Source organism: Sandaracinobacteroides hominis (assembly GCF_016464365.1).
Taxonomy (GTDB): domain Bacteria; phylum Pseudomonadota; class Alphaproteobacteria; order Sphingomonadales; family Sphingomonadaceae; genus Sandaracinobacteroides; species Sandaracinobacteroides hominis.
The window spans coordinates 43458-69044 of sequence record NZ_JADCUC010000003.1; the positions used below are offsets into that span (position 1 = coordinate 43458).

Here is a 25587-nt window from a genome sequence, read left to right on the forward strand (position 1 = left end):
GGTCATCCAATCTCGACGAGGGTGGGGGTCTTGAACGCGTAGTTCGGCACCACGAGGTTCGTCGGCGCCGGGCCGCGACGGATGCGGGCGGCGGTATCATAGTGCGAACCGTGGCAGGGGCAGAAATAGCCGCCATAGTCACCGCGGTTCTCGCCCTCGGCTGCGCCCAGCGGGATGCAGCCCAGGTGGGTGCAGACGCCCAGTGTGATCAGCCAGTTGGTGTGGCCTTCCTTGGTGCGCTCGGCCAGCGTCTGCGGATCGCGCAGTTCGGACAGCGGCACCTTGTTGGCCTCGGCCTGCTCGGCTGGCGTCAGGTTGCGGACGAACACCGGCTTCGACTGCCAGACCGTCTTGATTGCCATGCCCGGCTGGATCGGTGCCAGATCGACCTCCACCGAGGCCATCGCCAGCACGTCGGCAGACGGATTCATCTGGTTGATCAGCGGCACAGCAACAGCTGCTGCCCCGACACCCGCAAATGCGACTGTCGCCACATAGATGAAATCACGACGGCGGACCCCGTCTTCGCCTTCCGGCGCGCGCTCCGGCGGGAGAGCTTCAGCTGTGGTTCCCATTCATGGTCCCTGCATTGAAATTTCGCGGCCTTTAGCGCCCGTAATGCAATAACCGCAATGGGCAAATGTATCGCAGCGGGGCTGGCACAGCTAGTCGGCGCGCTGTTGCAAACCGTTCGCACAAAATTGCGGAAAATTCGATTGCTGGGCGGCCGAAGCCCGGGCGCTTAAGGAAGCGCGATGGTGACCCATCCTCTCGATTCGCCCGCAACTGCGCCCACGGCGCAGCCGATCCGCAACGTCCTGGTCTTCTGCGGCTCGCGCCTGGGGCGCGATCCTCGCCATGCGACACAGGCTGCGGAAATCGGCCGTACGCTTGCCTTGCACGGCGTCGGGCTGATCTATGGTGGCGGGGCGCTGGGGCTGATGGGCGAAATCGGCCGGGCGGCGATTGCTGCAGGCGGCCATGTGCAGGGCGTGATCCCGCGCTTCCTGAAGGAATGGGAAGTTGCCGAGCCGCTGTGCGACGACATGACCGTCACCGACAGCCTGCACGCCCGAAAGGCGCTGATGTTCGACCGCTGCGACGCCATACTCGCCCTGCCCGGCGGCCTCGGGACGCTCGACGAGTTGATCGAAGTGCTTTCCTGGCGGAATCTTCGCCTGCACGCGAAGCCGGTCTGGCTGCTGGGAGACGGCGATTTCTGGGCGCCGTTCCTCGCCTTGATGCGACACAGTGTCGATTCTGGCTTCGCCGGCATCGATACGCTTAGCCACCTGGAAACACTGGATGGCACCGATGCGCTTGCGGCGCTCCTTTCCCGCCCCTAAGGACTGCCCCGACATTCCATCCGATCAATCCGAGGTAGCATGAGCAAGATCAAGGTGAAGGGCCCCGTCGTCGAGCTTGATGGCGACGAAATGACCCGCATCATCTGGCAGTGGATTCGCGAAAAGCTGATCCTGCCCTATCTGGACATCGACCTGCGCTATTATGACCTCGGCATCGAGGAGCGCGACCGCACCGACGACAAGGTTACCGTCGACGCTGCCAACGCCATCCGAGAATTCGGCGTCGGCGTGAAGTGCGCGACCATCACGCCGGACGAGGCGCGGGTCGAGGAATTCGGCCTGAAGCGCATGTGGAAATCGCCCAACGGCACCATCCGCAACATCCTGGGCGGCGTCGTCTTCCGCGAACCGATCGTGATTTCCAACGTGCCGCGGCTGGTTCCGGGCTGGACCGACCCGATCGTCGTTGGCCGCCATGCCTTTGGCGACCAGTACCGCGCCACCGATTTCAAGGTTCCCGGCGCCGGCAAGCTGACGATGAAGTGGGTCAGTGAAGACGGCAAGGAAGAGCTGGAACATGAAGTGTTCCAGTTTCCGTCGTCCGGCGTGGCCATGGGCATGTACAACCTGGACGACAGCATCCGCGATTTCGCGCGTTCGTGCCTGAACTATGGCATCCTGCGGCAGTGGCCGGTGTATCTGTCGACCAAGAACACCATCCTGAAGGCCTATGATGGCCGCTTCAAGGATCTGTTCCAGGAAGTCTATGACAAGGACTTCAAGGCGCAGTACCAGAAGCTCGGCATCGTCTATGAGCACCGCCTGATCGACGATCTTGTGGCCAGCGCTCTCAAGTGGAGCGGCAAGTTCATCTGGGCCTGCAAGAACTATGACGGCGACGTGCAATCCGACATGGTGGCGCAGGGCTTCGGCTCGCTGGGCCTGATGACGTCGGTGCTGCTGACGCCGGACGGCAAGACCGTGGAGGCAGAGGCCGCCCATGGCACCGTCACGCGCCACTATCGCATGCACCAGCAGGGCAAGCCCACCAGCACCAACCCGATCGCGTCGATCTTTGCCTGGACAGGTGGCCTGAAGCATCGCGGCAAGCTGGACGGCACGCCGGAAGTCACGAAGTTCGCGGAAGACCTCGAGCGCATCTGCGTGGAGACGGTCGAGCAGGGCAAGATGACGAAGGACCTGGCGCTGCTGATCGGCCCGGATCAGGCGTGGATGACGACGGAAATGTTCTTCCAGGCGATCGTCGACAATCTCGACAAGGAGATGGGCCGCTAAACGCGGCGGCGAAATGGGCCGCTAAACGCGGCGGCGAAATGGGCCGCCAAGAGCGGAGCCAAAAGGGCCGCCAACGGCCGAAAGCCGGCAGGGTGACATCCTGCCGGCTTTCCTGCGCAGTGACGACTCAGAGGCGGATCTGGAAACCCACGGTCGGCCCGTGGGTCAGCACGTCGTACTTGAACCGGTCCGCGCCTTCGCCTGTCGAATAGTCGACATAGACGAGCCGATAGCCTGCCATTGCCTTCACGCTGCTGCCCAGCTTGAGTCCGAGTGACGGCCAGGCCTGCACTGCAATGTCCGAACCGATGCCGAAGCCACCAATATCGGCCATCATGGTCAGGTCGACCTTTTCGCTGAACGGCAGGATGACGCGCATGCCGACAATCGGGTCCACCCACGTCTGCGAACCGCTGGCGGAGCGCGCATTGCCCAGCGGCCCCGTGCCGGAGATCGACACGCCCAGATCGTTGACCCTGGCGCCGACATAGATTTCCGCATGCGGGTCGATGCGCGCCAGCAACATGCCCGTGTAGGAACCCTGGTGACCGCCAACCCGGTCTATCGCGCCGTCGTGGTTGGCCTTCAGGTTCATGTAGGTGAGGTCGGCGGCCACGCCGAACTTCCCGTTATTTGCCTCCAGGATGCCCATGGCGCCCCAGTTGAGGTTGCGGAAGACATCTCCGGCGCTTGCCGACACATTGGCGTCGACCGGGCCGACCCCTGTCTGGCCGTCCATGAAGGGCCCCATCAGATAGGGGGTGACACTGAACTCCCAGCCCTGCGCCTGTGCGCCGGAGGACAGCAGGCCCACGACGAGCGCGGACAGGCAAAATCTCTTTATCGTCATAACCTTCTTTCCCGAATGCATGGTGCGGCTGGACGCAAACGATCCCTGGGGATGTGCGAACTGTTGCAATCGCGCCCAGCCGCTTCGCTAGTGCCTGGCCGCCGGCCGAGCCTCACCCAATCCCGCGGGCATGTTCGGCGGAAGCGCCAGCACCGCGCTTACGGCCGTTTCCATGAACAGCGGCGGTTTCATCTCGGTCGCCAGCGCAATCACCCGCTTCTGCAGGTCGGCGAAGATCCGCGGATTCTGCTGGCTGACGTCGGTCTTCTCGGAAGGGTCGGCTTCGAGATCGAACAGCATCACGCTGGACGGCAGCGGCGCAAGCCAGACCAGCTTCCACTTGCCTTCGCGGATCGATCCCTGCGTCGGCTCCACATTCAGCACCACATCGGTTCGCGGCGAGGCGCCGCCGGCGATCAAAGGCCAGATGTCCTTGCCGTCCAGCGGTTTCGAATTCTTCAGCGAGGCGCCGGCCAATCCGGCAAGCGTCGGCAGCATGTCGGTGATATGGGAGATGCCGCCCAGCTTCGCCGGCTTGATACGGCCCTTCCAGTTGGCGATGGCGCCCACGCGCACGCCCCCTTCGAACAGGGTTCCCTTGCCTTCGCGGTACGGGCCGTTGTCGGCTGGCAATTCGCCCTCGACAGCTTCCTGACCGACGAACATCTTCGAACGCGTGCCGCCATTGTCGCTGTGGAAGACAATCAGCGTGTTGTCGCGCATCCCGCGCTTTTCCAGCTCTGCCACGACGCGTCCGATCTGGGTGTCCATCGCGGTGATCATCGCTGCAAAGGCGCGGCGCTGCGGATCCTGGATATGGGCATATTTTGCCAGTTCCGCTTCGGGCGCCTGATAGGGCGTGTGCGGGGCCGTGAAGGCCAGATAGAGGAACAGCGGCACCGCCTTGTCGTGCGCGCCGATCAGCTTCACCGCCTCGTTTCCGAACAGCTCCGTGTCATAGCCTTCCTCGATGAGGCGCTCGTTGTCGCGATACCAGTCGACCACGCCAAGCGAGGAATGCTTGAAGTGATCGATCTCGCCGATAAGTGCGCCATAGAAGTGCTGGAAGCCGCGCTGGCGCGGCCAGAAATCGGTGTCGTAGTGGCCAAGGTGCCATTTGCCGACCAGTGCCGTCTTGTAGCCGACGTCGGAAAGCGCCTGCGGCAGAAGATATTCGTCTGTCGCCAAACCATAGGTGCCGCCTGCAGGGATAACCGCTGTCTGCAGACCATAGCGAAGCGGATAGCGCCCGGTCATCAGCGCCGCCCGCGTCGGCGTGCACATCGGCTGGACGTAGAAATCCTCTAGCTGGGCGCCTTCTCTGGCCAGCTTGTCGATGTTCGGCGTGCGGATGTCCGATCCACGATGGCCAAGATCGGCCCAGCCCAGATCGTCGGCGAGAATATAGACGATATTGGGCCTGGGCGCCTTCCCCCGTGCCAGCGCCGCCGTGCCCGAGAGTGTGGCAATTGCAGCCGCAAAGCCGGCGCTGGCGCAGAATCCGCGCCGGTCCATTCCGTCCGTTTTCAGTTCTGGCGCAGGCGTTGCCGCCGGCAATAGCTCGCTCATGTCGTCCCTTCCCGATTCCCACATAGGCTTAAATGACTAAATGGTCATTGATCTATCCGGCATACACCTGTCAATACCCTATTGTTCTTGCCTTCCCGCGTTTGCCAAAATCCAGATATTGACTGAACCGTCGTTTATCGGCAAAGCCGTGCGACACAGGGTATTCCATCGTTGCGGAGACCAGATTCAGTGCCAATGCATGCCTCGACCCCTCGATCCGTGAAAAAGGCGCTGACGCGGGAAGCCCTGCTGCGAGCCGGCCGGCGCCTGTTTGCGGCGGGGCCGGTCGAAGCCATTTCCATCGATGCGGTGGTGATCGAGGCCGGTGTCTCGAAAGGCAGCTTCTACAATTATTTCACCGACCGGCAGGAGCTGGTGGAAGCGGTTGTCGGCGATGTCCGCAATCATCTGCACAGCATTGTCGTCAGGGTAAACGAACAGGAAACCGATGCCGCCAAGCGGGTGGCGCGCGCCGTCTGCGTCTTTCTGCGCTATGCAGTGGAGGAGCCTGAGGGCAGCGGCGCCCTTGCCCGTATCCACGGCACATACCTGTCGGTCGATGCGCCGTTCAACGAGCCGCTGGTCGCCGACATCCGTCGCGGGCTGGCCAGCGGCCGTTTTCGTATCCCGACGCTGGACGCCGGCGTGCTGCTGGTGATCGGCATCGTGCAGGTGGGCCTGATCAGCATCCTGCAGGAGCGTAACCCGGCGCTGGCGGTCTCGAAATCCCAGCAGCTGGTGATGATGATGCTGAGAGGACTGGGCGTTGAATCCGACGAGGCAAACCAGATGGCGGCGCAAATGGCCGATGAAATCGTCGGTGTCGGCTTGCCGGCCGCCGTTGCGTACTAGGGGCGGCGGATGCTGTCCGCCGCTGGTCAGGTACAGGAGATCGAGCGGCCCATGGCCTGCGAAGACTGTGGCGCGGCCGTAACAGCCAGCTTCTGCCCGGTATGCGGCCAGCCGCGCGAGCATCGAGCCACGCTGTTCGGCATGATCGAGCAACTGCTACACGGCATCACCCATGTGGACAGCAAGCTTTGGCGAACCCTGCCTTTGCTGGCGCTCCATCCGGGCCGGTTGACCCGGGCGTTCCTGGACGGGAAACGGACCCGCTATCTATCCCCCGGCACGCTGTTCCTCGCCTCGGCCTTCTTCATGTTCCTCGCCTTCAACGTCGTCGGCGTGAAGCCGATGGTTGCGGCCTGCCATGCCCCCAGCGCCGAAATCGCACTGGATCGGTTTGAAACGCGGGTTCAATCCGGCCTGCAAGACACCGCCAGGCGCAGCGGCCCGGTCGCACGGCTGTTCACCACGGGCATCGCCATGGGCGTAACCCATGTCGGCGACCGCCTTCCCCATTCCATGCGCCTGACGCTGGGCAAGGCCGCCAATAATCCGGACTATGTGATGCTGCAGCTGAAGCAGAAGGCCTACAAGTTCGGCTTCCTGCTGGTGCCGCTGTCGCTGCCGGCGCTGTGGCTGTTGTTTGGCCGGCTGCCTGGCGTGCAACCCTATGACCTTGCCGTCTTCTCGCTGCACTCGATTGCCTTCATGTCGGTGCTGCTGACCGTCACGATACTGGTGGGGGCGAGTGATCGGGTGCCGTGGCAGGCAGCCGCGCTGATGCTCCTCGTGATTCCGCCGCTGCATATGTACCGCCATGTCCGGGAAGGATTTGCGCTCGGCAGCTTTTCCGCCCTCTGGCGCACCGCCCTGCTGGTGGGTGCGGCCATCCTCACGCTCGCCGGCTTCCTGTTGCTGGTGCTCGCGCTGGGGCTGCAGGCTTAGGGCCGACCAGCCCGTTCAGCAGCAGGTTTACCATCGTCCGGGCGATGGCTTCCGCGCTCTGCTCGCCATCCGCCCGGAACCAGCGCGCCGGCCAGTTAAGCGCACCGGAAAGCGTGAAGGCGATAAGTTTCACATCGCCGCGGGCGATCGAGCCGTCCGCCATTGCCTCCTCGATCAGCGCCCGCAGTGCCCGGTCTATCTCGCGCTTCAGGGCCCGGAATCGGAGCGCGCTATCCGCCGATAGGCTTTCGTCGCCAGTGCGGATCACGCAGCGGCCATAGTCGCCCATATTGATCTCGGCATAGCGGCACAGAAAGGCGCGGAGCCGGTCGACGCCCTGCCCTGGCGCCTTTGCTGCTTCGTCGGCCGCCTCGCGAAGCTCCGCAATACCGCGCGAGACGCACTCCAGCAGCACCTGATCCTTGTTGCCCAGATAATGATAGACGGTCGGCTTGCTGACGCCCAGGCTGGCAGCCACCTCATCCAGCGACGTGGCGTGGAAACCGCGCTCGTTGAACATCTGCACTGCCGCCTTCAGCAGCGCCGCACGCTTCTCTGCGCGCTCCGCGGCGCGCTCGTCGCGCGAGCGGAACGGGCTCCCACTTTTACTTTCCACCGGGCGATGCTGCTTGACGTCCACAACGGCGATTTATACTGCCGGGTAGATATTATTCCAGTGGGTACACGGGAGAGAGTCTGCATGGACATGAACGGCGTCGCAGCCATCGTCACCGGCGGGGCATCCGGCCTCGGCGGTGCCACCGCCGCCCGGCTGGCAAGGGCCGGCGCAAAGGTCACCCTGTTCGACCTCAACGCCGAACTCGGCAGTTCCCACGCCAAGGCCATCGGCGCCCGCTTTGCCAAGGTCGATGTCACCGACGAAGCACAGGTCGCTGCCGCCATCGCCGAAGCCGAAGGTCTGAACGGCAAGGCGCGCATCCTGGTCAACTGCGCCGGCATCGGCCCGCCGGCCAAGGTGATCGCCCGCGACGGCAGCGCCCTGCCATTGGCCGATTTCGCCAGGATCGTGAACATCAACCTGCTGGGCAGCTTCAACGTGCTGGCGAAGTTCGCCGCCGCTCTGCATACGGCCGATCCGGTCGGCGAAGAGCGCGGGGTTGCCATCAACACTGCCAGCGTTGCCGCTTTTGACGGGCAGATCGGGCAGGCTGCCTATGCGGCATCAAAGGGCGGTATCGTCGGCATGACGCTCCCCATCGCCCGCGAGCTTGCCCGCTATGGCATCCGGGTGATGACGATTGCGCCGGGCCTGTTCATGACGCCGCTCCTCGCCTCGCTGCCGGAAGAGGCGCAGAAGTCGTTGGGCCAGCAGGTGCCCTTCCCCAGCCGGCTGGGCGATCCGGATGGCGCCGCGATGAGCGGGGTGGGTGCCGAGCGCACGCTCGAGATCGCCAATCGCGTCGAAAAGTTCGTTCGCGACGTCGTGGTCCCCTATGAGCAGGACCCGCGCCGCGATTATCATGATTGCCCGACCGACGAGCTGGTGATCGAAATGCGCGAGAAGGCCCGCGCGGCCGGCGTGCTGACGCCGCACATTCTGCCCGACGGCAGCCATCTTTCGCAGCGCGAGACCGCCATCGTCCTCCAGCGCACCGGCCTCTCGCCGCTTGGCCCGCTTGCCTGCAACACGGCAGCGCCGGACGAAGGCAATATGTATCTGCTGGGCAAGGTGGGCAGCGCCGATATCCAGCAGCGCTTCCTGAAGCCGTTGGTGGAAGGGCGCGCGCGTTCGGCCTTCTTCATGACCGAGCCGGCCAGCGAGGATGGCGCCGGCTCCGACCCGTCGATGATGAAGACGACCTGCAAGCCCGACGGCAACCACTGGGTGATCGATGGCCGCAAGGCCTTCATCACCGGTGCCGAAGGCGCCAAGGTCGGCATCGTGATGGCAAAGTCCGACGAGGGCGCCTGCATGTTCCTGGTGGACCTGCCCGACCCGGCGATCCGCATCGAACGGGTGCCGAACACCATCGACAGCTCGATGCCCGGCGGCCACGCCACCGTCCGCATCGACAATCTGCGCGTGCCGGCGGACCAGATGCTGGGCAACGCCGGCGAGGGCTTCAAATATGCCCAGATCCGGCTGGCGCCGGCACGGCTTTCGCACTGCATGCGCTGGTGGGGCGCCTGCCAGCGCGCCAACGAGATCGCCACCGATTATGCCAACCGCCGCCAGGCGTTCGGCAAGCATCTGGTGGATCACGAGGGCGTCGGCTTCATGCTGGCGGAAAATCTGATCGACCTGAAGCAGGCCGAGCTGATGATCGACTGGTGCGCCGGCGTGCTGGATACCGGCGCAATGGGCACGGTCGAAAGCTCGATGGCGAAGGTCGCCGTTTCCGAAGCGCTGATGCGGATCGCGGACCGCTGCGTGCAGGTGATGGGCGGCAGCGGCGTCACCTCCGACACGATCGTCGAGCAGGTGTTCCGCGAGATTCGCGCCTTCCGCATCTATGACGGCCCGACCGAGGTGCACAAATGGAGCCTCGCCAAGAAGATCAAGCGCGACTGGAAGGCCGCGAACAGCCACTAGGACGTGAACTAGGAGCCTGTCGATGACGATCAGCCTGACCAAAGCCGATGGCGTTGCGCGCATCACGCTGAACCGCCCGGACCAGGGGAACGCCATCGACCTGCAGCTGGCGAAGGATCTGGTTGCGGCTGCCGAGGATGTGGCCGCCGACAGCGCGGTCCGCTGCGTGGTGCTGACGGGAGCAGGCCGGATGTTCTGCGTTGGTGGCGACATCGGCAGCTTCGCTTCTGCCGGGGACGAGGCCGGGCCGTTCCTGCAACTGCTGGCGGATACGCTGCATGTCGCGGTCTCGGCGTTGGCGGAAATGGCAAAGCCGCTCGTTGTTCTGGTCAATGGCCCGGCGGCCGGTGCAGGCATGAGCCTTGCCGCGCTGGGCGATATCGTGATTGCGGCGCGTTCCGCCAGCTTTACGCCGGCCTATGGCGGCATCGGGCTGACGCCGGACGGCGGCATGAGCTGGCTGCTGCCGCGGCTGGTCGGGATGCGGCAGGCACAGGAAATGGTGCTGACCAACCGCCGCGTGCCGTCCGAGGAGGCCGCAAATCTGGGCCTGGTGACGCGCACGGTGGACGACGCGGACTTGCAGGCGGAAGGCGATGCGCTGGCCGCAAAGCTGGTGGCAGCCCCGACTGCCGCCCTGGGTGCGACCCGCAACCTGCTCCGCAAGGGGCAGGACACGACACTGGCAGAGCAGCTGGAGCTGGAGGCGCAGAGCATCTCCGCCGCAGGCGCCGGCCCCGAAGGCCGCGAGGGCGTCGCGGCGTTTCTGGCGCGGCGCAAACCGGATTTTCGCAACGCCTAGGGTGGGTCAGGCGGCTTCCGGCTGCAGCAGCGCCGCCCGCAGATCGGCTTTCAGAATCTTGCCCGCAGCAGAGAGCGGCATCGCCTCGCGGAAGCCGATGCTGCGCGGGCTCCTGTAGGCGGCCCAGCTCCGCGGGCGGTCACCGTCGATGGGGGCAATTGCCCCCGGGAGAATCCTGCAACGCCCGGTGCAACGGCGCGATGATGTGCAGCGTCAGCCGGCCTTTCGGCGTGCGGCGATCCAGCGCCCCAGCCAGACAATGCCGCCGAAATAGACGGTGGCCAGCGCAATGGTCAGCAGCACCCGCCCGAACGATTCCTGCTGCTGCAGCAAGGGCGCGGCCAGCACCGTCACATAGAGCATATAGGCGCGGTTGATGGCGATCGGCAGCTTGCCCAGCAGTTGCAGGAAGATGGCGAGGATGATCACCACCAACGCCGGAATCGCCCCCGCCGCACCCCAGGCCGCCACCCCATATTGCAGCAACCAGGCGGTCAGCGTGCCGCAAACCGCTCCAACGGCCAGCGCCGGCAGTGCCCCGGTGTCCAGCACGTCGATCCCGGCGAAATACCAGAGCAGCAGAAAGCCGGCATAGAGCGGCACCAGCCCCAGCGTTCCCCCCAGGACGAGGAATCCGACGATGATAAGCACAACGCCCAGCGTTATCAGCGCCGCCATGCCGATGCCCATCGGTGCCTGATCGGGTTCGTTCACCGCCATGGCTGTACCACGATTTTCACGTCTGCACCCGGCGTTTCCAGCCGGGTGAAGGCGGCCGGCACTTCAGCCAACGCCACCTTGCCGGTCAGGAAGATGCCGCTATCGATCTCGCCCTCGCCCAGTGCCCGTAGCACCTCCGCGAATTCCGGCGGTGAATAGGCAAAGACGAAGCTGAAGCGCAGCTGCTTGTTGATGGCGATAACGGGCAGGATGCGGTCATCCTCCTGACAGGCGCCGACGACGATCACATGCGCGGTGGGCGGCACATTCTCGATCAAATTCTGCAACATGCCCGGCACGCCGACGCATTCGAAGACGATTGCGTCGCGGGTGGAGCGACCGGTCATCGCCCATTGCCCGGCCTCGGCCAGCGTCGCCGGCACGTCGAAGGTGGACCAGTTACCCTGCGGTGAGGCAACCGCGGGATCGACGACGATATCCGCTCCCAGCTTCTCGGCCAGCGCCCGCCGCGCGGGCGAGAAGTCCGCGGCGATCACCGGCCCGATGCCGCGCCGCTTCAGCGCCACGATCACCGCCAGCCCGATCGGGCCGCAGCCCACAACCAGCGCCACCGACTGCTTCGACGGCGCGGCAATACCGACTGCATGTTCGCCCACCGACAAGGGTTCCGTAAGCGCAGCAGCCTCGGGCTCCAGCCCGTTCGGTACCGGCAGCAGCAACGCTTCGGTCAGCACCAGCCGCTCGGCGAACGCCCCGCGATAGCGGGTCGAAAATCCGATCAGTTCCGGCCCGACCGGCCCGAATGCGAAGGGCGTGGACACTACCCGCGTCCCCACCTTCAGCGTCTTTTCGGTGCCCGGCCCATGGTCGAGGATCTCGGCGCAGAACTCGTGCCCCAGCACCAGATCCTGACTTGGATCGATGGTGTCGGATGCACCGGAGCGCAGGCCGATTTCCACCCCATGCTCCAGATGGTGGACGGCATGGAGGTCGGAGCCGCAGATCCCGCAGGCGAGCGTTTTCGCGACAACCTGCCCTGCCCCCGGCACGGCATCCGGCACATCCGCCAGCAGCAGGCGCGGCCCCCGCCGCACCACCGCGCGCATGCTGGTCATGCCTTGCTGAGCTCGGATGGACGCCGCTGGCCTTCCCATTTGGGATGCTCGGCCTTCAGCGCCGAGATGGTCTTGTCCCAATAGGCCTTGGTCTTGCCCATGAACTGGATGTCGAAGCTGCTGGACGTGCGGAATTCCAGCACCTCCACGCCCTCCGGGCCGGGCTTGTAGGTATAGGGAACGTCGCTGCCGACGAAAAAGCCGTCGCCGGGCCCCAGCTGTTCGGTGCCAAGCTTCAGCGTGCCCGCGACGATATAATAGAGGCAATCGGCATTGTGGGTGTGCAGCGGCAGCGGGAAGCCGCTCTTGAACCACGCATAGGTCAGGCTCATGCCCGGCATCGCGAACAGCAGCTTTACCTCATTGCCGTCGGCGTCGCCGGCTTCGGCGGCTCGGACGAAGGCGTCGGCGAGGATATCGCTCATTCCGGCCACGTCCATCACGGTCGTCTCGCTGTAGGGTGTGGCGTCGGCGGCGCGGTAGATCTGGAAACGGGGGGCGTCGCTCTTGGGTTCGGAAGCCATGGTCAGTTCCTCCTCAGGCGCTGGCTGCGGCGGCCATGCGGTCGCGCAGGTCGGGTTGTCCGGTATGGGCGGTCAGGCCGCCGTCGACGGGGATCGCGGCCCCTGTCACGCCGCTTGCGTCGTCGGAGGCGAGGAAGGCGGCGACCGCCGCTATCTCGTCTGCGCGGGCAAAGCGTTTCGATGGGATGATCGCCTCCCATTCGGCGCGCAGGCCGGGGAAGGCGTCGACGCCCGTTGTCAGGATCGGGGTGTCCACCGGCCCAGGGCAGACGCTGTTGGCGCGAATACCGTCGCGGGCATGATCGATGGCGAGGCAGCGGGTGTAGTTGATGACGCCGGCCTTCGCCGCATTATAGGCGGTGAAGCCATAATCGGCCGCCAGCCCCGATGCAGAAGCCGTGTTTACGATCGCCCCGCCGCCACGCGACCGCATGTGCGGGATGGCCGCCCGGCAGCCATAGAAGACCGCATCGAGGTTTACCGCCAGGCAGCGCCGCCATTGTTCGACAGGCATGTCGGTCGTCAGCCCATAGTTGCCGATACCGGCATTGTTATAGAGGATATCTAGGCCGCCGAAGCGGGCAGCCGTTTCGTCTGCCAGAGCCACCATGGCTTCGGCATCTGACACGTCGACCATGCGAAACGCCGAGCGCTCGCCCAGTTCCGCCGCCAGCACCTCGCCGCGTGCGGCATCCAGGTCTGCGATCATCACCGATCCGCCTTCGCCGTGCACGCGCCGCGCGAAGGCTTCGCCGATTCCGGATGCGCCTCCGGTGACGATCGCGATCTTGCCCGAAAATCTCATACTGCCTCCTCCGCGGAGCGGATTCCCTGCGGCCGGATGATAGACCTCATCCGGCCGCAGGCCATTGTCAGTAGCGCCAGCCCAGCGTGATCCCGTAGGTTGCCGGCCGGCCGGCCATTTTCCACACCGTGTCGGCCTGAAACGTGGTGTTCCAGTAATAGCTGTTGAAGATGTTGCGGCCCCAGAGCTGCGCCCGGAGGCGGCCGTCGGAGCTCTCCACACCGGCCCGCACATCGAACAGCGCCCGCGAACCGATATCCAGCACATCGGGGCTGCCGAAGGTCGAGTTGGTGGAGCTGTTGTAGTTGCCGCTGGCCCCCACATTGGCGTCCCACTTGCTGCTCAGCGACCAGCGATAATCGACATCGCCCATGATCTGCCATTCCGGCGTGAAGGGCATCGGCGAACCGGACCAATCGGCATCGATGCCGACGCCGTTATAACCGGAGAACTCGTCGATCTCGGCCTTGATCCAGGTGCCGGAGAGATTGCCGGTGAAACCGTTGCCCGGTGTCCAGCTTGAGATCGGCCTCTACGCCATAGATATGCGATTTCGGCACGTTCACCAGCCGCTCCAGCAGGCCGAAGATTTCGTCCTTGATCCGGCCGCGAACCTGCTTGTTCTTATAGTCATAATAGAATGCCGCGCCGTTCAGCTGCAGTGTGCGATCGGCCAATGGGAGTTTGAAGCCGACTTCGAAAGCCAGCAGCGATTCCTGCGTGGCCGGCAGGAAGCCGGTGTAGAACGACACCGGCGCCGTCGGAAAACCGCCGGCCTTCCAGCCCTTCGACACATTGCCATAGACGATGGCACGGCTGTCGAAGGTGTAGGTGAGGCCGGTCCGCCAAGAGACATTATCCTGCGAGAGCCGATCCTCGATCAGCGAGGGCTGGAACTCCTCGTTGAAGGTGAGGCAACCGCCCGGCGGAATGGGCGGGTTCGGCGGCGCGCCGGTGAAGATTTCGGTGAGCACGTTGAAGCTCAGATAGGTGGTGCCGTCCGCATCATAGCCGCAGCCTTCGAAGTCGCGGACATTCTTGGTATAGCGGATGCCGCCTTGCGCCGTCAGATTCTCGGTGAGGTCGTACTCGAGATTGCCATAGACGGCGTAGGTGGAAACCGCCTGGTTGGTGAAGACGCCCGAGCGCGTGAGGCTGGGCAGGCCGGGGATGATGATGCGACTGCTGAGATCGTCGGTGCGCAGGATCTGCTGCTCGCCAGCCTTGTCGCGCTCGTAGTTGGCACCGGCGATCCAGCGGACCGGGCCGGTGCTGCCGATGAGGCGGAATTCCTGGAAGAAGCTGCGGATATAGCCGGGTGTCCGGCTGTCCAGCTGGAGGAATTCAGTGGCGTCGAGATCCTGTGTGGCATTGGTGGTGAAGCGCAACCAGGACGAGATGGAGGTCAGTTTCACATCGTCGCTGAACTCCCAGTCGGCGCGGAGCGAACTCTGATAGAAATCATCGTCGCGGCGCATCGGCCAGTCTGCACTCCAGTTCGCGGCGCGGGCGTTGGAGGGGGCCGGCGGAACCGCCAGCACGGCCGGCAGGGCGTTGGCCGGGTTGTAGGGCGTGTGGCCGATCAGTTGCGGCGCCTGCACATCGGACTTGTCGGACCAGGCGTTGAGGTTGCCGGTCAGCGTCAACGTTTCGAGCGGCTGCCAGACGATGATGGCACGGCCGGCGAAGCGATTGGCTTTGCCGAGCGATGTGTCGCGTGTGTAGCTTTGCTGCCAGGCGCCGCCCTGCTCGGTCTTCACGGCGAAGCGAATACCGAGCTTGTCAGTGATCGGGCCGCTGACGAAGCCGGAGACATCGAAGGCGCCGAAGCGTGCCAGCGTCGCATCGGCACCTGCCTGAAACTCGTCGGTCGGCTTGTTGGAGATATAGTTGATGGCACCGCCGGTGGCGTTCTGCCCATACAACGTGCCCTGCGGGCCCTTCAGCACTTCGACGCGCTGGATATCCAGCGTTGCGCCCTGCGTGAGGATGGCGAACGGCAGTGGCACTTCATCGACATAGACGCTGACCGCCGGCGAAGCGGACAGAGTGGAATCATAGAAGCCGACACCGCGAAGCGAATAGACCGGCGTCGCCACCTGGCTCTGCGTGAAGGTGAAACCCGGAACCAGCCGCACCAGATCGGCGGTGCTGTTGATACCGCGCGAAACCAGCGTGTCGCCGGAAATGGCGTTGATCGACATCGGCACGGAGTTCACCGACTGCGCGCGCCGCTGGGCGGTGACAATGATATCGGCGCTGTCGTCAGAGGCGGCCAGCTCTGCCGGGGCCGGCCCGGCGGCCGGCGGCGCAGCATCTGCCACTTGCGCCAACGCCGGCATTGCGACCAGCGCAGCCCAGGCTGCACCGCCAAGAAAGGCAATTCTCCCACAAATCTGCATTTTTCCACTCCCCGTCGCGCCGGCGGATTCTTGTGCCGGTTCGCGAGCCACCGGGTAGCTCGGCATGCAAAATTGGTCAATTGCGACTAATCAATTGTGACCAGAAACTATCCTATCAGAGAGTGGGACCATCGTCTCGCAGAAGCGGCGATGGCTTTGCTTCATTTCCTCGATCGCCGCGCTGATCATCGGCCGCTCATAGCCGAGGCGACTTTCGATGATGAGGCCGCGGGCGCTTGCCACCAGCAGCCAGCCGCGCGCGACCATGATCTGCGGGTCGCGGAAACCAGCCAGGCGGGCCATCTCGGCCAGCTCTGTCGCAATCTCTTCCTCTGACTGGATGGTGAAGGGCCGGATTGCAGCGGCAAGCTCCGCGTCCCACCGCGCTGCCTGCAGGATCTCCGTCAGCGCCAGTCCCGCGGGCATGGCGTGCGTTTCCCAGACGATCCGGGCATAGTCGGCGAGGCGCGCGAACGGGTCCTCGATCCGTTCGGCACGCAGACGCGCTTCCTGCATCACCGCCTGCAGGGAGCGCGCCACCGTCTCCACGGCGAGAGACATCCGGTTGGGGAACTGGTGCAGAACCGAGCCGCGGCTGATCCGGGCTTGCGCCATCACATTCTCGACCGTCATTGCCGAAAATCCGGATCGGACAATGCAGGTAATGGTCGCCTGCAGGATCTTTTCGCGCGTATCCGCCCCGCGCCGCGTCAGCCGCCTGTCGCGGGAAGCTGTGAGGGTGGTGCGGCTGTCTTCCATGGCCGCCGTCTATTGGCCGCCAGTGCGCAGGGTCAACCGGGCAGCTTGGCTAGGACGTGAACTCCTAGGACTTCGGCGCCCGGATGAACGGAAGCCCGAACAACAGGCCCGCAAGAAAGCCGCCGATGTGGCTCCAGATGGCGATCCCGCCCGAGCCGGTATTGAAGGCAACGGCCGTCAGCAGCTGCAGCCCGATCCACAGGCAGGCAAAGCGGAAGGCGCGCACGGTCTCTCCGGAAATGGTCATCCCCAATATCCGCGCCGGCTCCTCGCCCGAGCGGGCGAACAGCAGGGCATAGGTCGCAAACACCGCGGAAATCGCACCCGACGCGCCGACAACGGGCACGACCGAGCCCGAAGCGGTCAGCACCTGCGCAAGTCCCCCGGCGATACCGCCCAGGAAGAACAGCAGCAGGAAGCGCGACATGCCCAGCCGCCATTCCACCATCCGACCCACCCAGACGAGGAACACCATGTTCATCGCAAGATGCACCAGCCCGCCGTGCAGGAAGATATGGGTTATCAGCGTCAGCCACGCCGGCAGCGGGGAGCTGAGCCCGATGACATGGCCCGTCAGCCGGGCAGGCACAAGCCCCGCCGACAAGGTCAGGTTGCGGCCGAACTCCGGCCCCATCACCAGGACCAGAAGCTGGATCAGCACGCATATCGCGACGATTGCATGCGTCGCATAGGCGGCCGGCAGCCGGGAAGCCCTGTTGAATACGGGCGGCGGCGTGCCGGCGTTCATCGATGGCTAGCGGAAGTCGATTGCGTCGATCAGGTAGCTGCGGTCGCCCGAAGGCGTCACAACTTCCACCTCTTCCTTCAGTTTGCGCCCGATCAGCGCCCGGCCAACCGGTGAATTATAGCTGATGCGGCCGCGCTTGGCGTCCGCCTCGATCTCGCCGACGATCTGGTAGGTGATCGGCTTGTCGTCCTCGTCCAGCAGGCGGACGGTGGCGCCGAACACGACCTTGTCGCCGGACAGGGTGGTCGGATCGATCACGGCCGCGCGTGCGAGCTTGTCCTCGATATCGGCGATCTGCGCTTCGATCTGGCCCTGCCGCTCCTTGGCGGCATGGTATTCGGCGTTCTCGGAAAGGTCGCCATGGGCGCGCGCTTCCTCGATCGCCTCGACATTTTCCGGGCGCTCGATTTCCTTCAGCTGCTTCAGCTGCTTTTGCAGCATGGCATGGCCTTCGGCCAGCATCGGAACCTTATCAATCGTTGCCATGTTCAGTTCTGACTTTTCCAGAAGTTGTTGCGTCGGACGACTCGGGAACCCGGCGAAATCTCCGCCGTTGGCATATCCCGGACCATTCAGAGGGTGGGTTCAGTCAAACTCGGGACGGGATGCTAGGCTGGCACACTGAATTCCGCAAGTGCGAAGAACAACGGATCAGACGACAACAGGTTCCATCCCGTGATGTTCCTGCAGTGTCCGCACCTCCATCGGCCGGGCCTTCAGCGCCGCAATGGCCTTTACAGAGGCATCGGACGCCGCCGCCGTCGTAAAGATCGGCACCTTGCGGCTCCATGCTGCCATGCGGATCGATTCCGAATCCTTCAACGACTGCACGCCTTCGGTGGTGTTGAACACCAGCGCGATCTGGCCATCGACGATGGCATCGACGATATGCGGCTGCCCTTCCAGCACCTTGTTGATGACGCTGACCGTGACCCCGCCATGCTCCTTCAGCCATTCGGCCGTGCCGCGTGTTCCCACCAGCTCGAAACCCATCGTTTCCAGCCCGCGCGCCGCCTCGAGGATAAACGGCTTGTCGCTGTCCTTCACCGAAATGAACACCTTGCCGCTCATCGGCAGCTGCACGCCGGCGCCCAGCTGGCTCTTGGCAAAGGCCATGGCGAAGTCGCTGTCGATGCCCATCACTTCGCCGGTGGACTTCATTTCCGGACTCAGCACCGGGTCGCTGCCGGGGAAGCGCGCGAAGGGGAACACGGCCTCCTTCACGGATACATGTCCGGTGCCGCGCGGCGCCAGCTCGAAGGCAGAGAGCATTTCGCCCGCCATCACCCGCGCCGCAATCTTGGCATAGGGCCGGCCCTGCGCCTTGGCGACGAAAGGCACCGTGCGGCTGGCGCGCGGGTTCACCTCGATGAGATAGACTTCGCCGTCCTTGACGGCGAACTGGATGTTCATCAGGCCGCGCACGCTGAGCGCACGTGCCAGTACCGCCGCCTGCCGCTTGATTTCGGCAATGATATCAGCAGGCAGGCTATAGGGCGGCAGAGAACAGGCGCTGTCGCCGGAGTGCACGCCGGCTTCCTCGATATGCTGCATGACGCCGGCCACGTAGACCTGCTCGCCGTCGCATAGCGCATCGACATCCACCTCGATGGCGTCGCGCAGATAGCGGTCGATCAGCACCGGGCTGTCGCCGGAAACCCGCACGGCGGTTTCGATATAGGTTTCCAGGTTGGCCGTCGTCTCGACGATTTCCATCGCCCGTCCGCCCAGCACATAGGAGGGCCGCATCAGCACCGGATAGCCGATCCGCTCGGCGACCTCGATCGCCTCCTCGCGGCTGCGGGCAATTCCACCGGCCGGCTGCTTCAGCTGCAGCTGGTCCACCAGCGCGGCAAAGCGCTCGCGGTCTTCGGCAAGGTCGATGGCATCGGGAGAGGTGCCGAGAATCGGAACGCCGGCAGCTTCCAGCGCGCGTGCCAGCTTCAGCGGCGTCTGCCCGCCGAACTGCACGATCACGCCTTCCAGTGTCCCCGCCTGCATTTCCACATGCAGCAGCTCCAGCACATCCTCGGCCGTCAGCGGCTCGAAATAGAGCCGGTCGGAGGTGTCATAGTCGGTCGACACAGTCTCCGGATTGCAGTTGACCATGATGGTCTCGAAGCCAGCCTCATCCAGCGCAAAGGCCGCGTGGCAGCAGCAATAATCGAACTCGATCCCCTGCCCGATTCGGTTCGGGCCACCGCCCAGGATGGCGATCTTGCGCTTCCCCGTCGGCTCCGCCTCGCACTCCGTCCCGGCATAGGTGGAATACATATAGGGCGTCTGGCTCTCGAACTCGGCCGCGCAGGTGTCGATCCGCTTGAACACCGGGCGCACGCCCTGCGCATGCCGAGCCCCACGCACCTCCATCTCCGAGACGCCGGCCAGCTTTGCCAGCCGCGCATCGGAAAAGCCCATCGCCTTCAGCGGCCGCAGGTCGCCCGGCAGGCCGCTGGTGCGTACGAGCTCCTCAGCGGCAATGATCTCCGCCAGCCGCTCCACGAACCACGGGTCATAATGCGAAACCCGCGTCACTTCCGCCGGCACGATCCCCACCCGCAGCGCATGCGCCGCGATCAGCAGCCGGTCCGGCACGCGCTTCGCCAGTGCCGCCAGGATCTCGCCCTTCGACGCGTTGGCAAAGCCCTCCGGTTCGTCCAGCCCGGTCAGGCCGGTTTCCAGCCCGCGCAGCGCCTTCTGCAGCGATTCATGGATGCTGCGGCCGATGGCCATCACTTCGCCGACCGACTTCATCGCCGTGCCCAGCGAATTGTCGGCGCCCTTGAACTTTTCGAAGGCAAAGCGCGGGATCTTCGTCACCACATAGTCGATGGTCGGCTCGAAGCTCGCAGGTGTCACCCCGGTGATATCGTTCTGAATCTCGTCCAGCGTGTAGCCCACCGCCAGCAATGCCGCGACCTTGGCAATCGGGAAACCCGTCGCCTTCGAGGCCAGCGCCGACGAGCGCGACACCCGCGGGTTCATCTCGATGACGACCAGCCGGCCGTCCTCCGGATTCACCGCGAACTGCACGTTCGATCCGCCGGTTTCCACGCCGATCTCGCGCAGCACGGCAATGCTGGCGTTGCGCATGATCTGATATTCCTTGTCGGTCAGCGTCAGCGCCGGCGCGACAGTGATGGAATCGCCGGTATGCGTTCCCATCGGATCGATATTCTCGATCGAGCAGATGATGATGCAGTTGTCCGCCTTGTCGCGGACCACTTCCATCTCATACTCCTTCCACCCCAGCACCGATTCCTCGATCAGCACTTCGGTCGTCGGGCTGGCTTCCAGGCCGCCCAGCACGATGCGGGTGAATTCCTCGCGGTTATAGGCAATGCCGCCGCCGGTGCCGCCCATGGTGAAGCTGGGGCGGATGATCGTGGGCAGGCCTACATGGTCCAGCGCCTTCAGCGCATCGTCCAGCGTATGCGCAATGGCAGAACGCGGCGATTCCAGCCCGATCGCATCCATCGCATCGCGGAACTTCAGCCGGTCCTCGGCCTTTTCGATGGCGTGCGCGTCGGCACCGATCATCTGCACGCCGAACTTCTCCAGCGTGCCGTCCTTTGCCAGTGCCAGCGCCGTGTTCAACGCGGTCTGTCCGCCCATCGTCGGAAGCACCGCATCGGGCCGCTCCTTCTCGATAATGCGGGCGACGACTGCCGGGGTGATCGGCTCCACATAGGTCGCGTCGGCCAGCTCCGGATCGGTCATGATCGTCGCCGGGTTGGAGTTGACGAGGATCACCCGATACCCCTCGCCCTTCAGCGCCTTCACCGCCTGCGTGCCGGAATAGTCGAACTCGCAGGCCTGGCCGATGATGATCGGGCCGGCGCCGATGACCAGGATGGATTGGATGTCGGTGCGCTTGGGCATCAGTTCAGGGTTCCAGTTGGTTCTTCGCCATTTTCGTCTGTGCCGGTGCGGGCTTCGCAGCCCCAGCCGTCATATTCGACGCCGTGGGAGATCTCGATTTCCAGCGCCCGCTTCGTCAGCGCCGCCATGGCTTCCGGCTCGGTGGTGCCGTCCAGCGTGAAGTCCGCCGCCCAGTCGCCATCTTCATATTCGCCGAACTCGACAAACTCGAGGCCAAGCTCCTCGGCCGCCTTTGCCAAGGCCTCGATCCGGCTGGGCGAGCCCTTGAAGTGCAGGTCGATGGGGCGCGGCAGCGAGGCGATATCGCCATTCTCGGCCAGCGCCTTCAGGATTTCGGCATCGGCGGCGATTTCGGCAGCCAGTTGATCGGGATCGATTTTCCGCTCGGTCATAGGGAAGCCTTCACTCAATGTTCAGCACTGGAATACTGTTTGCACCGTATTCCGTGAGGCGCGGGCGGCCCAGATTCCGCTTCTACGCATCTGGATTCTGAAACTCCATGCAACTTCTTGGAAAACAAGCGAAATTTATCGAATGCTTCGCCAAATATCTTGGTTGCCTCCTCAACTTCAAACCGCTCGGATGCGTCCATTTCAGCTAACCCGCAGGGAAGTTCTTCATATTTTTTCTTCGAGAAATAGTGATCCATCGGCAAGTCCAACGAAATCCACGGATCAACAACGAAACATGATTTATATTTTCCGTCGCGAGTCCAAGACAAATTAACAATGGAGCCGGTGTCGTACAGATTATATTTGGTCAATCCGCTATTCGATTTCCATGTGATAGATGAAATCTTACACGCTGAAGGACGACAGGCCGGATCAATCTTCCACCCTACTGAAAACGGCCCTACTTTAATGGCATCTTGCGCCGGTCCAATTTCACCCACAGCGGGTTGGCTGACGACAGGCGCTGCCGCGAACATAGGTATGGTAGCCCATAACCGCCGATGTCGGGAGCTCACCGCAACCCCTCCACGAACCGCTTGAAGAGATAATAGCTATCCTGCGGCCCCGGCGATGCCTCGGGGTGATGCTGAACAGAGAAAGCCATCTGGTCCACCAGCTCCAGCCCGCACAGCGTCTGGTCGAACAGACTTACATGCGTCGCCCGCACATTGCCCGGCAGCGTGTCCGCATCGACGGTGAAGCCGTGGTTCATGGAGGTGATTTCCACCTTCCCGTCCTCCAGCCGCTTCACCGGATGGTTCGCGCCGCGATGGCCCTGGTGCATCTTCACCGTCTTCGCACCCACGGCCAGCCCCAGCATCTGATGGCCCAGGCAAATGCCGAACAGCGGCTTCTTCGTCGCCAGCCATTTCTGGATGGTCGGCACCGCATAAACACCGGTCGCCGCCGGATCGCCCGGGCCGTTGGACAGGAACAGCCCGTCCGGGTTCAGCGCCATGATCTCGTCGAAGGTCGCCGTCGCCGGCACCACCGTCACCTTGGCGCCGGCATCCACCAGCTGCCGCAGGATCGCGCGCTTGATGCCATAGTCGATGGCGACGACATGCGGCGCATCGTCGGGCAGATCGCCGGGCGCATAGCCCTCGCCCAGCTTCCACGGGCCTCCATCCCAAGCCCACATCTGCGTGGAGGAAACCTCCTTCGCGAGATCGAGGCCCTCAAGGCCCAACCAGCCGGCGGCTTTCGCCTGCAGGGCCGCCAGATCGAAAACGCCGTCCCTATTGTGCGCAATCACCGCATTTGGTGCGCCAGCCTTGCGAATGCGCCGCGTGATCGCCCGCGTATCCACACCCGACAGCCCGATACGCCCCCAGTTTGCCAGCCATTCGCTAAAGCCCTGCTGGCTGCGGAAGCTGCTCGGCGCGGTGATCGGCTCTGCCATCACGCAGCCCAGCGCGTGCGGGTTCGGCCCCTCGATATCCTCCAGGTTGGCGCCGACATTGCCGATGTGCGGGAAGGTGAAATTGATGATCTGCCCGGCATAGCTCGGGTCGGTCATCACTTCCTGATAGCCGGTCATCGCCGTATTGAAGCACAGCTCGCCAACGGCCTCGCCCTCGGCGCCGACACCCTGCCCCCAGAAGACGGTTCCATCGCCAAGAACGAGGACTCCAGTCGCGCCATGTGGTTGGCGCAAGCGGGTGTCTTCGGCCATCGGCAGATCCTCGGGTCAGCAGGTTTTGAGCTAAGGCGCCGCGTTACGGTCAAGGCGCCGTTTGGTCAATGGCGGCAACGCGCATATGAGACCCAAACAGGAGAAAAACATGATACGCGACGACATCAAGGCTGCCCTGATCGAGGCCATGAAGGCCAAGGACAGCGCCCGGGTAAACGCCATCCGCCTGATCCAGGCCGCGCTGAAGAACCGGGATATCGAGGCCCGCACCGGCGGTGCCCCGGCAGACGACGATGTGATGGTGATGGAAGTGCTGGGCAAGATGGCCAAGCAGCGCCGCGAATCGATCGACATGTTCGAGAAGGGCAACCGCCCCGAACTGGCGGCAGCCGAAGGCGCGGAACTTGCCGTGATCGAGAGCTTCCTGCCAAGGCAGATGTCCGAGGCCGAAGCGCAGGCGGCCGTCGTCGCGCTGGTGAAGGAGGCCGGCGCGACGTCGGTGAAGGACATGGGCGCGGTGATGGCACTGGTGAAGGCGCGCCTGCAGGGCCAGATCGACATGTCCAAGGCATCGGGCCTGGTGAAGGCGGCGTTGGCGTAGGATGAGCTTGCCGCCCGAATTCCTCGACGATCTGCGCGCCCGGATCGGGCTCGCGGCCGTTGTCGGGCGGCGGGTAAAGCTTACCCGCGCGGGCCGCGAGCTGAAGGGCTGCTGCCCCTTCCACAACGAGAAGACGCCCAGCTTTTACGTCAACGAAGACAAGGGCTTCTACCACTGCTTCGGCTGTGGCGCGCACGGGGACGCCATCCGCTTCGTGACAGAATTGGACGGCCTGTCCTTCATGGAGGCGGTGAAATCGCTCGCCGCGGAGGCAGGGCTTGCGGTCCCCGAATCCCGTCCCGACAACCCCGAAGCAAGGCGCCGGGCGGGCCTTTATGAACTGCTGGAAGCGGCAAGCGACTGGTATCGTGGCCAGATGCAATCCGTTGGCGGTGCAGACGCCCGCGCCTATCTCGAGCGCCGCGGCGTGTCGGCAGCATTGCAGGCCCAGTTCGGCCTCGGCTTCGCGCCCGATTCGCGCGATGCGATGTCAAAGGCGCTGAAGGCAAAGTTCGAAACCGTCGAACCGCCGCAGTTGCTGGACGCCGGCCTGACCGGAGAGGCAGACGACCGCCGCTACGACCGTTTCCGTGGCCGGCTGATGTTCCCGATCCACGATGCGCGCGGCCGCCCGGTCGGCTTCGGCGGCCGCATCCTCGGCGCCGGCGAACCCAAATATCTGAACTCGCCCGAAGGCCCGGTCTTCCACAAGGGCCGCCTGCTCTACAATCTGCACCGCGCCGCGCCTGCCGCCCGCAAGGCAGGGCGCCTGCTGGTGGTCGAAGGCTATATGGATGTCGTCGGCCTTGCGGGCGCCGGAATCCTCGAAGCCGTCGCCCCGCTCGGAACCGCGTTGACCGAAGACCAGCTGCAGCTTGCCTGGAAGATTGTCGGCGAGCCGGTGCTTGCCTTCGATGGCGACGGCGCCGGCATGCGCGCGGGCCTGCGCGCCGCCACCCACGCCCTGCCCCTGCTCGCCCCCGGTCGCAGCCTCGCACTCGTCGCCCTCCCCAAGGGCAAGGACCCGGACGATCTCGCCCGAGAGGGCGGCAAGGCTGCCGTCGATGCCCTCCTTGCGACCGCCCTCCCGCTGGAGCGCTTCCTGTTCGACAGCGAGTTTAATGCCGGCCCGCTCGACACGCCGGAACGCAGGGCCGCGTTTAAGGCGCGGCTGAAGGCGCTTGCCGGCGAAATTGCCGATCAGGATATCCGCCGCGACTATCTCCACACCTGGCTCGACCGCGCCGACGAAATGCTGCGCCCGGCACGCCCGGCCCGTTCCGACCGCCCGCAGGCAGCAGGCCCGCGTCGGCAAGGACCGTGGCACCCCCCCGTTCCAACGGCGCGCCCGGAAACCCGCGCCGCCGCCCGCCAGCGCGCCGAACCTACCCCCGGCATGTTGCTGCGCACGCTCAGCCAGCACCCGACGCTGGTTGAGGAAGTCGCCGAAGCGCTTGCGGAGTTGCCGATTTCGTCGGCCTCGCTGCTTCTTGCCCGCGATCATCTGCTGCGCGGCAGCAGGGCAGAACCGTTGCTGTCAGGCTACGCGCCACTATTTAAAGACGTGGATTCGGAAGATGTTTTGCGCAACCGAGTCGCGACGGCTATTGCGCACATGACCGAGTCGCACCATCTAGGCACGGAAGAGCAGCAGCCCAGTGACGTTGGCAGCCCGGATGACTTTGCGCGGGAATGGGAAAGGCAACAGTCCCGCCGCGCGACAAGAGCCGAGGCCAACCGCAGGATGACTGCACTGGCAATCGAAAACGACAAGGCGTGAGCGGCAAGGCAGCCACTCGCGCCTATCCGAGTT

The 25587-nt window shown here is 64.4% G+C and carries 25 protein-coding genes and 1 pseudogene; 9 read left to right on the forward strand and 17 right to left on the reverse strand.

The window, feature by feature from the left end; genetic code table 11:
- Positions 1 to 2 precede the first annotated feature (2 nt).
- A complete protein-coding gene (petA, locus tag IM784_RS07515; protein WP_199554709.1) occupies positions 3 to 575 on the reverse strand; it encodes a ubiquinol-cytochrome c reductase iron-sulfur subunit in 573 nt (190 codons plus the stop codon).
- Positions 576 to 755: 180 nt separating this feature from the next.
- Between petA and IM784_RS07520 the strand changes: the two genes are divergently transcribed.
- Both IM784_RS07520 and IM784_RS07525 read left to right on the forward strand, forming a co-directional pair.
- The gene (locus tag IM784_RS07520; RefSeq protein ID WP_199554710.1) at positions 756 to 1346 is read left to right on the forward strand and encodes an LOG family protein; all 591 of its coding nucleotides are present in this window, start codon (positions 756 to 758) and stop codon (positions 1344 to 1346) included.
- A 39-nt stretch (positions 1347 to 1385) separates the two neighbouring features.
- Positions 1386 to 2603: an NADP-dependent isocitrate dehydrogenase gene (locus IM784_RS07525; protein ID WP_199554711.1), complete on the forward strand. Its 1218-nt coding sequence runs from the start codon at positions 1386 to 1388 to the stop codon at positions 2601 to 2603.
- Positions 2604 to 2730: 127 nt separating this feature from the next.
- Here IM784_RS07525 and IM784_RS07530 read toward each other — a convergent pair whose 3' ends face one another.
- The gene (locus tag IM784_RS07530) at positions 2731 to 3453 is read right to left on the reverse strand and encodes a hypothetical protein (protein WP_199554712.1); all 723 of its coding nucleotides are present in this window, start codon (positions 3451 to 3453) and stop codon (positions 2731 to 2733) included.
- Positions 3454 to 3540: 87 nt separating this feature from the next.
- A complete protein-coding gene (locus tag IM784_RS07535; protein WP_199554713.1) occupies positions 3541 to 5022 on the reverse strand; it encodes an arylsulfatase in 1482 nt (493 codons plus the stop codon).
- Positions 5023 to 5241: 219 nt separating this feature from the next.
- Between IM784_RS07535 and IM784_RS07540 the strand changes: the two genes are divergently transcribed.
- Together IM784_RS07540 and IM784_RS07545 are read left to right on the forward strand one after the other, a co-directional pair.
- Positions 5242 to 5874 (forward strand): TetR/AcrR family transcriptional regulator, encoded by a 633-nt coding sequence (locus IM784_RS07540; protein ID WP_199554714.1) that lies wholly within the window; start codon positions 5242 to 5244, stop codon positions 5872 to 5874.
- Between the two features lie 9 nt (positions 5875 to 5883).
- Positions 5884 to 6813: a DUF3667 domain-containing protein gene (locus IM784_RS07545; protein ID WP_199554715.1), complete on the forward strand. Its 930-nt coding sequence runs from the start codon at positions 5884 to 5886 to the stop codon at positions 6811 to 6813.
- On the opposite strand, the gene IM784_RS07550 is transcribed toward IM784_RS07545, so the two are convergent.
- Positions 6761 to 7453 (reverse strand): TetR/AcrR family transcriptional regulator, encoded by a 693-nt coding sequence (locus IM784_RS07550; protein WP_328799481.1) that lies wholly within the window; start codon positions 7451 to 7453, stop codon positions 6761 to 6763. The two genes, IM784_RS07545 and IM784_RS07550, sit on opposite strands and share 53 nt — an antisense overlap.
- 60 nt (positions 7454 to 7513) lie before the next feature.
- Here IM784_RS07550 and IM784_RS07555 point away from each other — a divergent pair.
- The 3 genes and pseudogenes from IM784_RS07555 to IM784_RS07565 all read left to right on the forward strand — a co-directional run.
- Positions 7514 to 8179, forward strand: a pseudogene (locus IM784_RS07555) (SDR family NAD(P)-dependent oxidoreductase); the annotation flags it as partial.
- 9 nt (positions 8180 to 8188) lie between these two features.
- Entirely contained in the window at positions 8189 to 9367 is a 1179-nt protein-coding gene (locus IM784_RS07560; protein ID WP_199555056.1) for an acyl-CoA dehydrogenase family protein, read from the forward strand.
- 22 nt (positions 9368 to 9389) lie between these two features.
- Complete coding sequence (locus tag IM784_RS07565) at positions 9390 to 10169, forward strand: enoyl-CoA hydratase/isomerase family protein (RefSeq protein ID WP_199554716.1); 780 nt, start codon at positions 9390 to 9392, stop codon at positions 10167 to 10169.
- A 213-nt stretch (positions 10170 to 10382) separates the two neighbouring features.
- Here the strand turns inward: IM784_RS07565 and IM784_RS07570 are convergent, their stop codons facing one another.
- From IM784_RS07570 to carA, 13 genes are all read right to left on the reverse strand, one after another.
- Positions 10383 to 10889 carry a hypothetical protein gene (locus IM784_RS07570; RefSeq protein ID WP_199554717.1) on the reverse strand — a complete coding sequence of 169 codons (507 nt, stop codon included), beginning with the start codon at positions 10887 to 10889 and terminating at the stop codon, positions 10383 to 10385.
- Positions 10880 to 11965: a zinc-binding dehydrogenase gene (locus IM784_RS07575; RefSeq protein ID WP_235976676.1), complete on the reverse strand. Its 1086-nt coding sequence runs from the start codon at positions 11963 to 11965 to the stop codon at positions 10880 to 10882. The genes IM784_RS07570 and IM784_RS07575 overlap by 10 nt, the downstream gene beginning before the upstream one ends.
- Positions 11962 to 12489, reverse strand: coding sequence for a cupin domain-containing protein (locus IM784_RS07580; RefSeq protein WP_199554718.1), 528 nt, complete (start codon positions 12487 to 12489; stop codon positions 11962 to 11964). The genes IM784_RS07575 and IM784_RS07580 overlap by 4 nt, the downstream gene beginning before the upstream one ends.
- Positions 12490 to 12502: 13 nt before the next feature.
- Positions 12503 to 13294 (reverse strand): SDR family NAD(P)-dependent oxidoreductase, encoded by a 792-nt coding sequence (locus IM784_RS07585; protein ID WP_199554719.1) that lies wholly within the window; start codon positions 13292 to 13294, stop codon positions 12503 to 12505.
- A 67-nt stretch (positions 13295 to 13361) separates the two neighbouring features.
- Positions 13362 to 13694, reverse strand: a complete 333-nt coding sequence (locus IM784_RS17610; protein WP_328799482.1) for a hypothetical protein — start codon at positions 13692 to 13694, stop codon at positions 13362 to 13364.
- A 37-nt stretch (positions 13695 to 13731) separates the two neighbouring features.
- The gene (locus IM784_RS07595) at positions 13732 to 15696 is read right to left on the reverse strand and encodes a TonB-dependent receptor (protein WP_199554720.1); all 1965 of its coding nucleotides are present in this window, start codon (positions 15694 to 15696) and stop codon (positions 13732 to 13734) included.
- A gap of 90 nt (positions 15697 to 15786) precedes the next feature.
- Positions 15787 to 16455: a TetR/AcrR family transcriptional regulator gene (locus IM784_RS07600; protein ID WP_199554721.1), complete on the reverse strand. Its 669-nt coding sequence runs from the start codon at positions 16453 to 16455 to the stop codon at positions 15787 to 15789.
- 64 nt (positions 16456 to 16519) lie between these two features.
- A complete protein-coding gene (locus IM784_RS07605; RefSeq protein ID WP_199554722.1) occupies positions 16520 to 17203 on the reverse strand; it encodes a rhomboid family intramembrane serine protease in 684 nt (227 codons plus the stop codon).
- A 6-nt stretch (positions 17204 to 17209) separates the two neighbouring features.
- Entirely contained in the window at positions 17210 to 17689 is a 480-nt protein-coding gene (gene greA / locus IM784_RS07610; protein WP_199554723.1) for a transcription elongation factor GreA, read from the reverse strand.
- A gap of 165 nt (positions 17690 to 17854) precedes the next feature.
- Positions 17855 to 21085 (reverse strand): carbamoyl-phosphate synthase large subunit, encoded by a 3231-nt coding sequence (gene carB / locus IM784_RS07615; RefSeq protein WP_199554724.1) that lies wholly within the window; start codon positions 21083 to 21085, stop codon positions 17855 to 17857.
- Positions 21085 to 21477: a ribonuclease E inhibitor RraB gene (locus tag IM784_RS07620; protein WP_199554725.1), complete on the reverse strand. Its 393-nt coding sequence runs from the start codon at positions 21475 to 21477 to the stop codon at positions 21085 to 21087. The genes carB and IM784_RS07620 overlap by 1 nt, the downstream gene beginning before the upstream one ends.
- A 14-nt stretch (positions 21478 to 21491) precedes the next feature.
- Entirely contained in the window at positions 21492 to 22013 is a 522-nt protein-coding gene (locus IM784_RS07625) for a hypothetical protein (protein WP_199554726.1), read from the reverse strand.
- A gap of 35 nt (positions 22014 to 22048) precedes the next feature.
- Positions 22049 to 23212: a glutamine-hydrolyzing carbamoyl-phosphate synthase small subunit gene (carA, locus tag IM784_RS07630; RefSeq protein WP_199554727.1), complete on the reverse strand. Its 1164-nt coding sequence runs from the start codon at positions 23210 to 23212 to the stop codon at positions 22049 to 22051.
- 109 nt (positions 23213 to 23321) lie between these two features.
- On the opposite strand from carA, the gene IM784_RS07635 reads away from it, so the two are divergent.
- Together IM784_RS07635 and dnaG are read left to right on the forward strand one after the other, a co-directional pair.
- Positions 23322 to 23774: a GatB/YqeY domain-containing protein gene (locus tag IM784_RS07635; RefSeq protein WP_199554728.1), complete on the forward strand. Its 453-nt coding sequence runs from the start codon at positions 23322 to 23324 to the stop codon at positions 23772 to 23774.
- Between the two features lies 1 nt (position 23775).
- Positions 23776 to 25554, forward strand: a complete 1779-nt coding sequence (gene dnaG, locus IM784_RS07640) for a DNA primase (protein ID WP_199554729.1) — start codon at positions 23776 to 23778, stop codon at positions 25552 to 25554.
- The last annotated feature ends 33 nt before the right edge of the window (positions 25555 to 25587 follow it).

Coding starts and splice junctions, on each gene's coding strand:
- IM784_RS07530 (WP_199554712.1), bottom strand. CDS start 3,453: ATGACGATAAAGAGATTTTGCCTGTCCGCGCTCGTCGTGGGCCTGCTG.
- IM784_RS07525 (WP_199554711.1), top strand. CDS start 1,386: ATGAGCAAGATCAAGGTGAAGGGCCCCGTCGTCGAGCTTGATGGCGAC.
- IM784_RS07585 (WP_199554719.1), bottom strand. CDS start 13,294: ATGAGATTTTCGGGCAAGATCGCGATCGTCACCGGAGGCGCATCCGGA.
- IM784_RS07545 (WP_199554715.1), top strand. CDS start 5,884: ATGCTGTCCGCCGCTGGTCAGGTACAGGAGATCGAGCGGCCCATGGCC.
- IM784_RS07575 (WP_235976676.1), bottom strand. CDS start 11,965: ATGACCAGCATGCGCGCGGTGGTGCGGCGGGGGCCGCGCCTGCTGCTG.
- dnaG (WP_199554729.1), top strand. CDS start 23,776: ATGAGCTTGCCGCCCGAATTCCTCGACGATCTGCGCGCCCGGATCGGG.
- IM784_RS07600 (WP_199554721.1), bottom strand. CDS start 16,455: ATGGAAGACAGCCGCACCACCCTCACAGCTTCCCGCGACAGGCGGCTG.
- IM784_RS07625 (WP_199554726.1), bottom strand. CDS start 22,013: ATGTTCGCGGCAGCGCCTGTCGTCAGCCAACCCGCTGTGGGTGAAATT.
- IM784_RS07620 (WP_199554725.1), bottom strand. CDS start 21,477: ATGACCGAGCGGAAAATCGATCCCGATCAACTGGCTGCCGAAATCGCC.
- IM784_RS07595 (WP_199554720.1), bottom strand. CDS start 15,696: ATGCAGATTTGTGGGAGAATTGCCTTTCTTGGCGGTGCAGCCTGGGCT.
- IM784_RS07580 (WP_199554718.1), bottom strand. CDS start 12,489: ATGGCTTCCGAACCCAAGAGCGACGCCCCCCGTTTCCAGATCTACCGC.
- IM784_RS07560 (WP_199555056.1), top strand. CDS start 8,189: ATGAGCGGGGTGGGTGCCGAGCGCACGCTCGAGATCGCCAATCGCGTC.
- IM784_RS07520 (WP_199554710.1), top strand. CDS start 756: ATGGTGACCCATCCTCTCGATTCGCCCGCAACTGCGCCCACGGCGCAG.
- IM784_RS07570 (WP_199554717.1), bottom strand. CDS start 10,889: ATGGCGGTGAACGAACCCGATCAGGCACCGATGGGCATCGGCATGGCG.
- greA (WP_199554723.1), bottom strand. CDS start 17,689: ATGGCAACGATTGATAAGGTTCCGATGCTGGCCGAAGGCCATGCCATG.
- IM784_RS07635 (WP_199554728.1), top strand. CDS start 23,322: ATGATACGCGACGACATCAAGGCTGCCCTGATCGAGGCCATGAAGGCC.
- carA (WP_199554727.1), bottom strand. CDS start 23,212: ATGGCCGAAGACACCCGCTTGCGCCAACCACATGGCGCGACTGGAGTC.
- IM784_RS07565 (WP_199554716.1), top strand. CDS start 9,390: ATGACGATCAGCCTGACCAAAGCCGATGGCGTTGCGCGCATCACGCTG.
- IM784_RS07605 (WP_199554722.1), bottom strand. CDS start 17,203: ATGAACGCCGGCACGCCGCCGCCCGTATTCAACAGGGCTTCCCGGCTG.
- carB (WP_199554724.1), bottom strand. CDS start 21,085: ATGCCCAAGCGCACCGACATCCAATCCATCCTGGTCATCGGCGCCGGC.
- IM784_RS17610 (WP_328799482.1), bottom strand. CDS start 13,694: ATGCCCTTCACGCCGGAATGGCAGATCATGGGCGATGTCGATTATCGC.
- petA (WP_199554709.1), bottom strand. CDS start 575: ATGGGAACCACAGCTGAAGCTCTCCCGCCGGAGCGCGCGCCGGAAGGC.
- IM784_RS07535 (WP_199554713.1), bottom strand. CDS start 5,022: ATGAGCGAGCTATTGCCGGCGGCAACGCCTGCGCCAGAACTGAAAACG.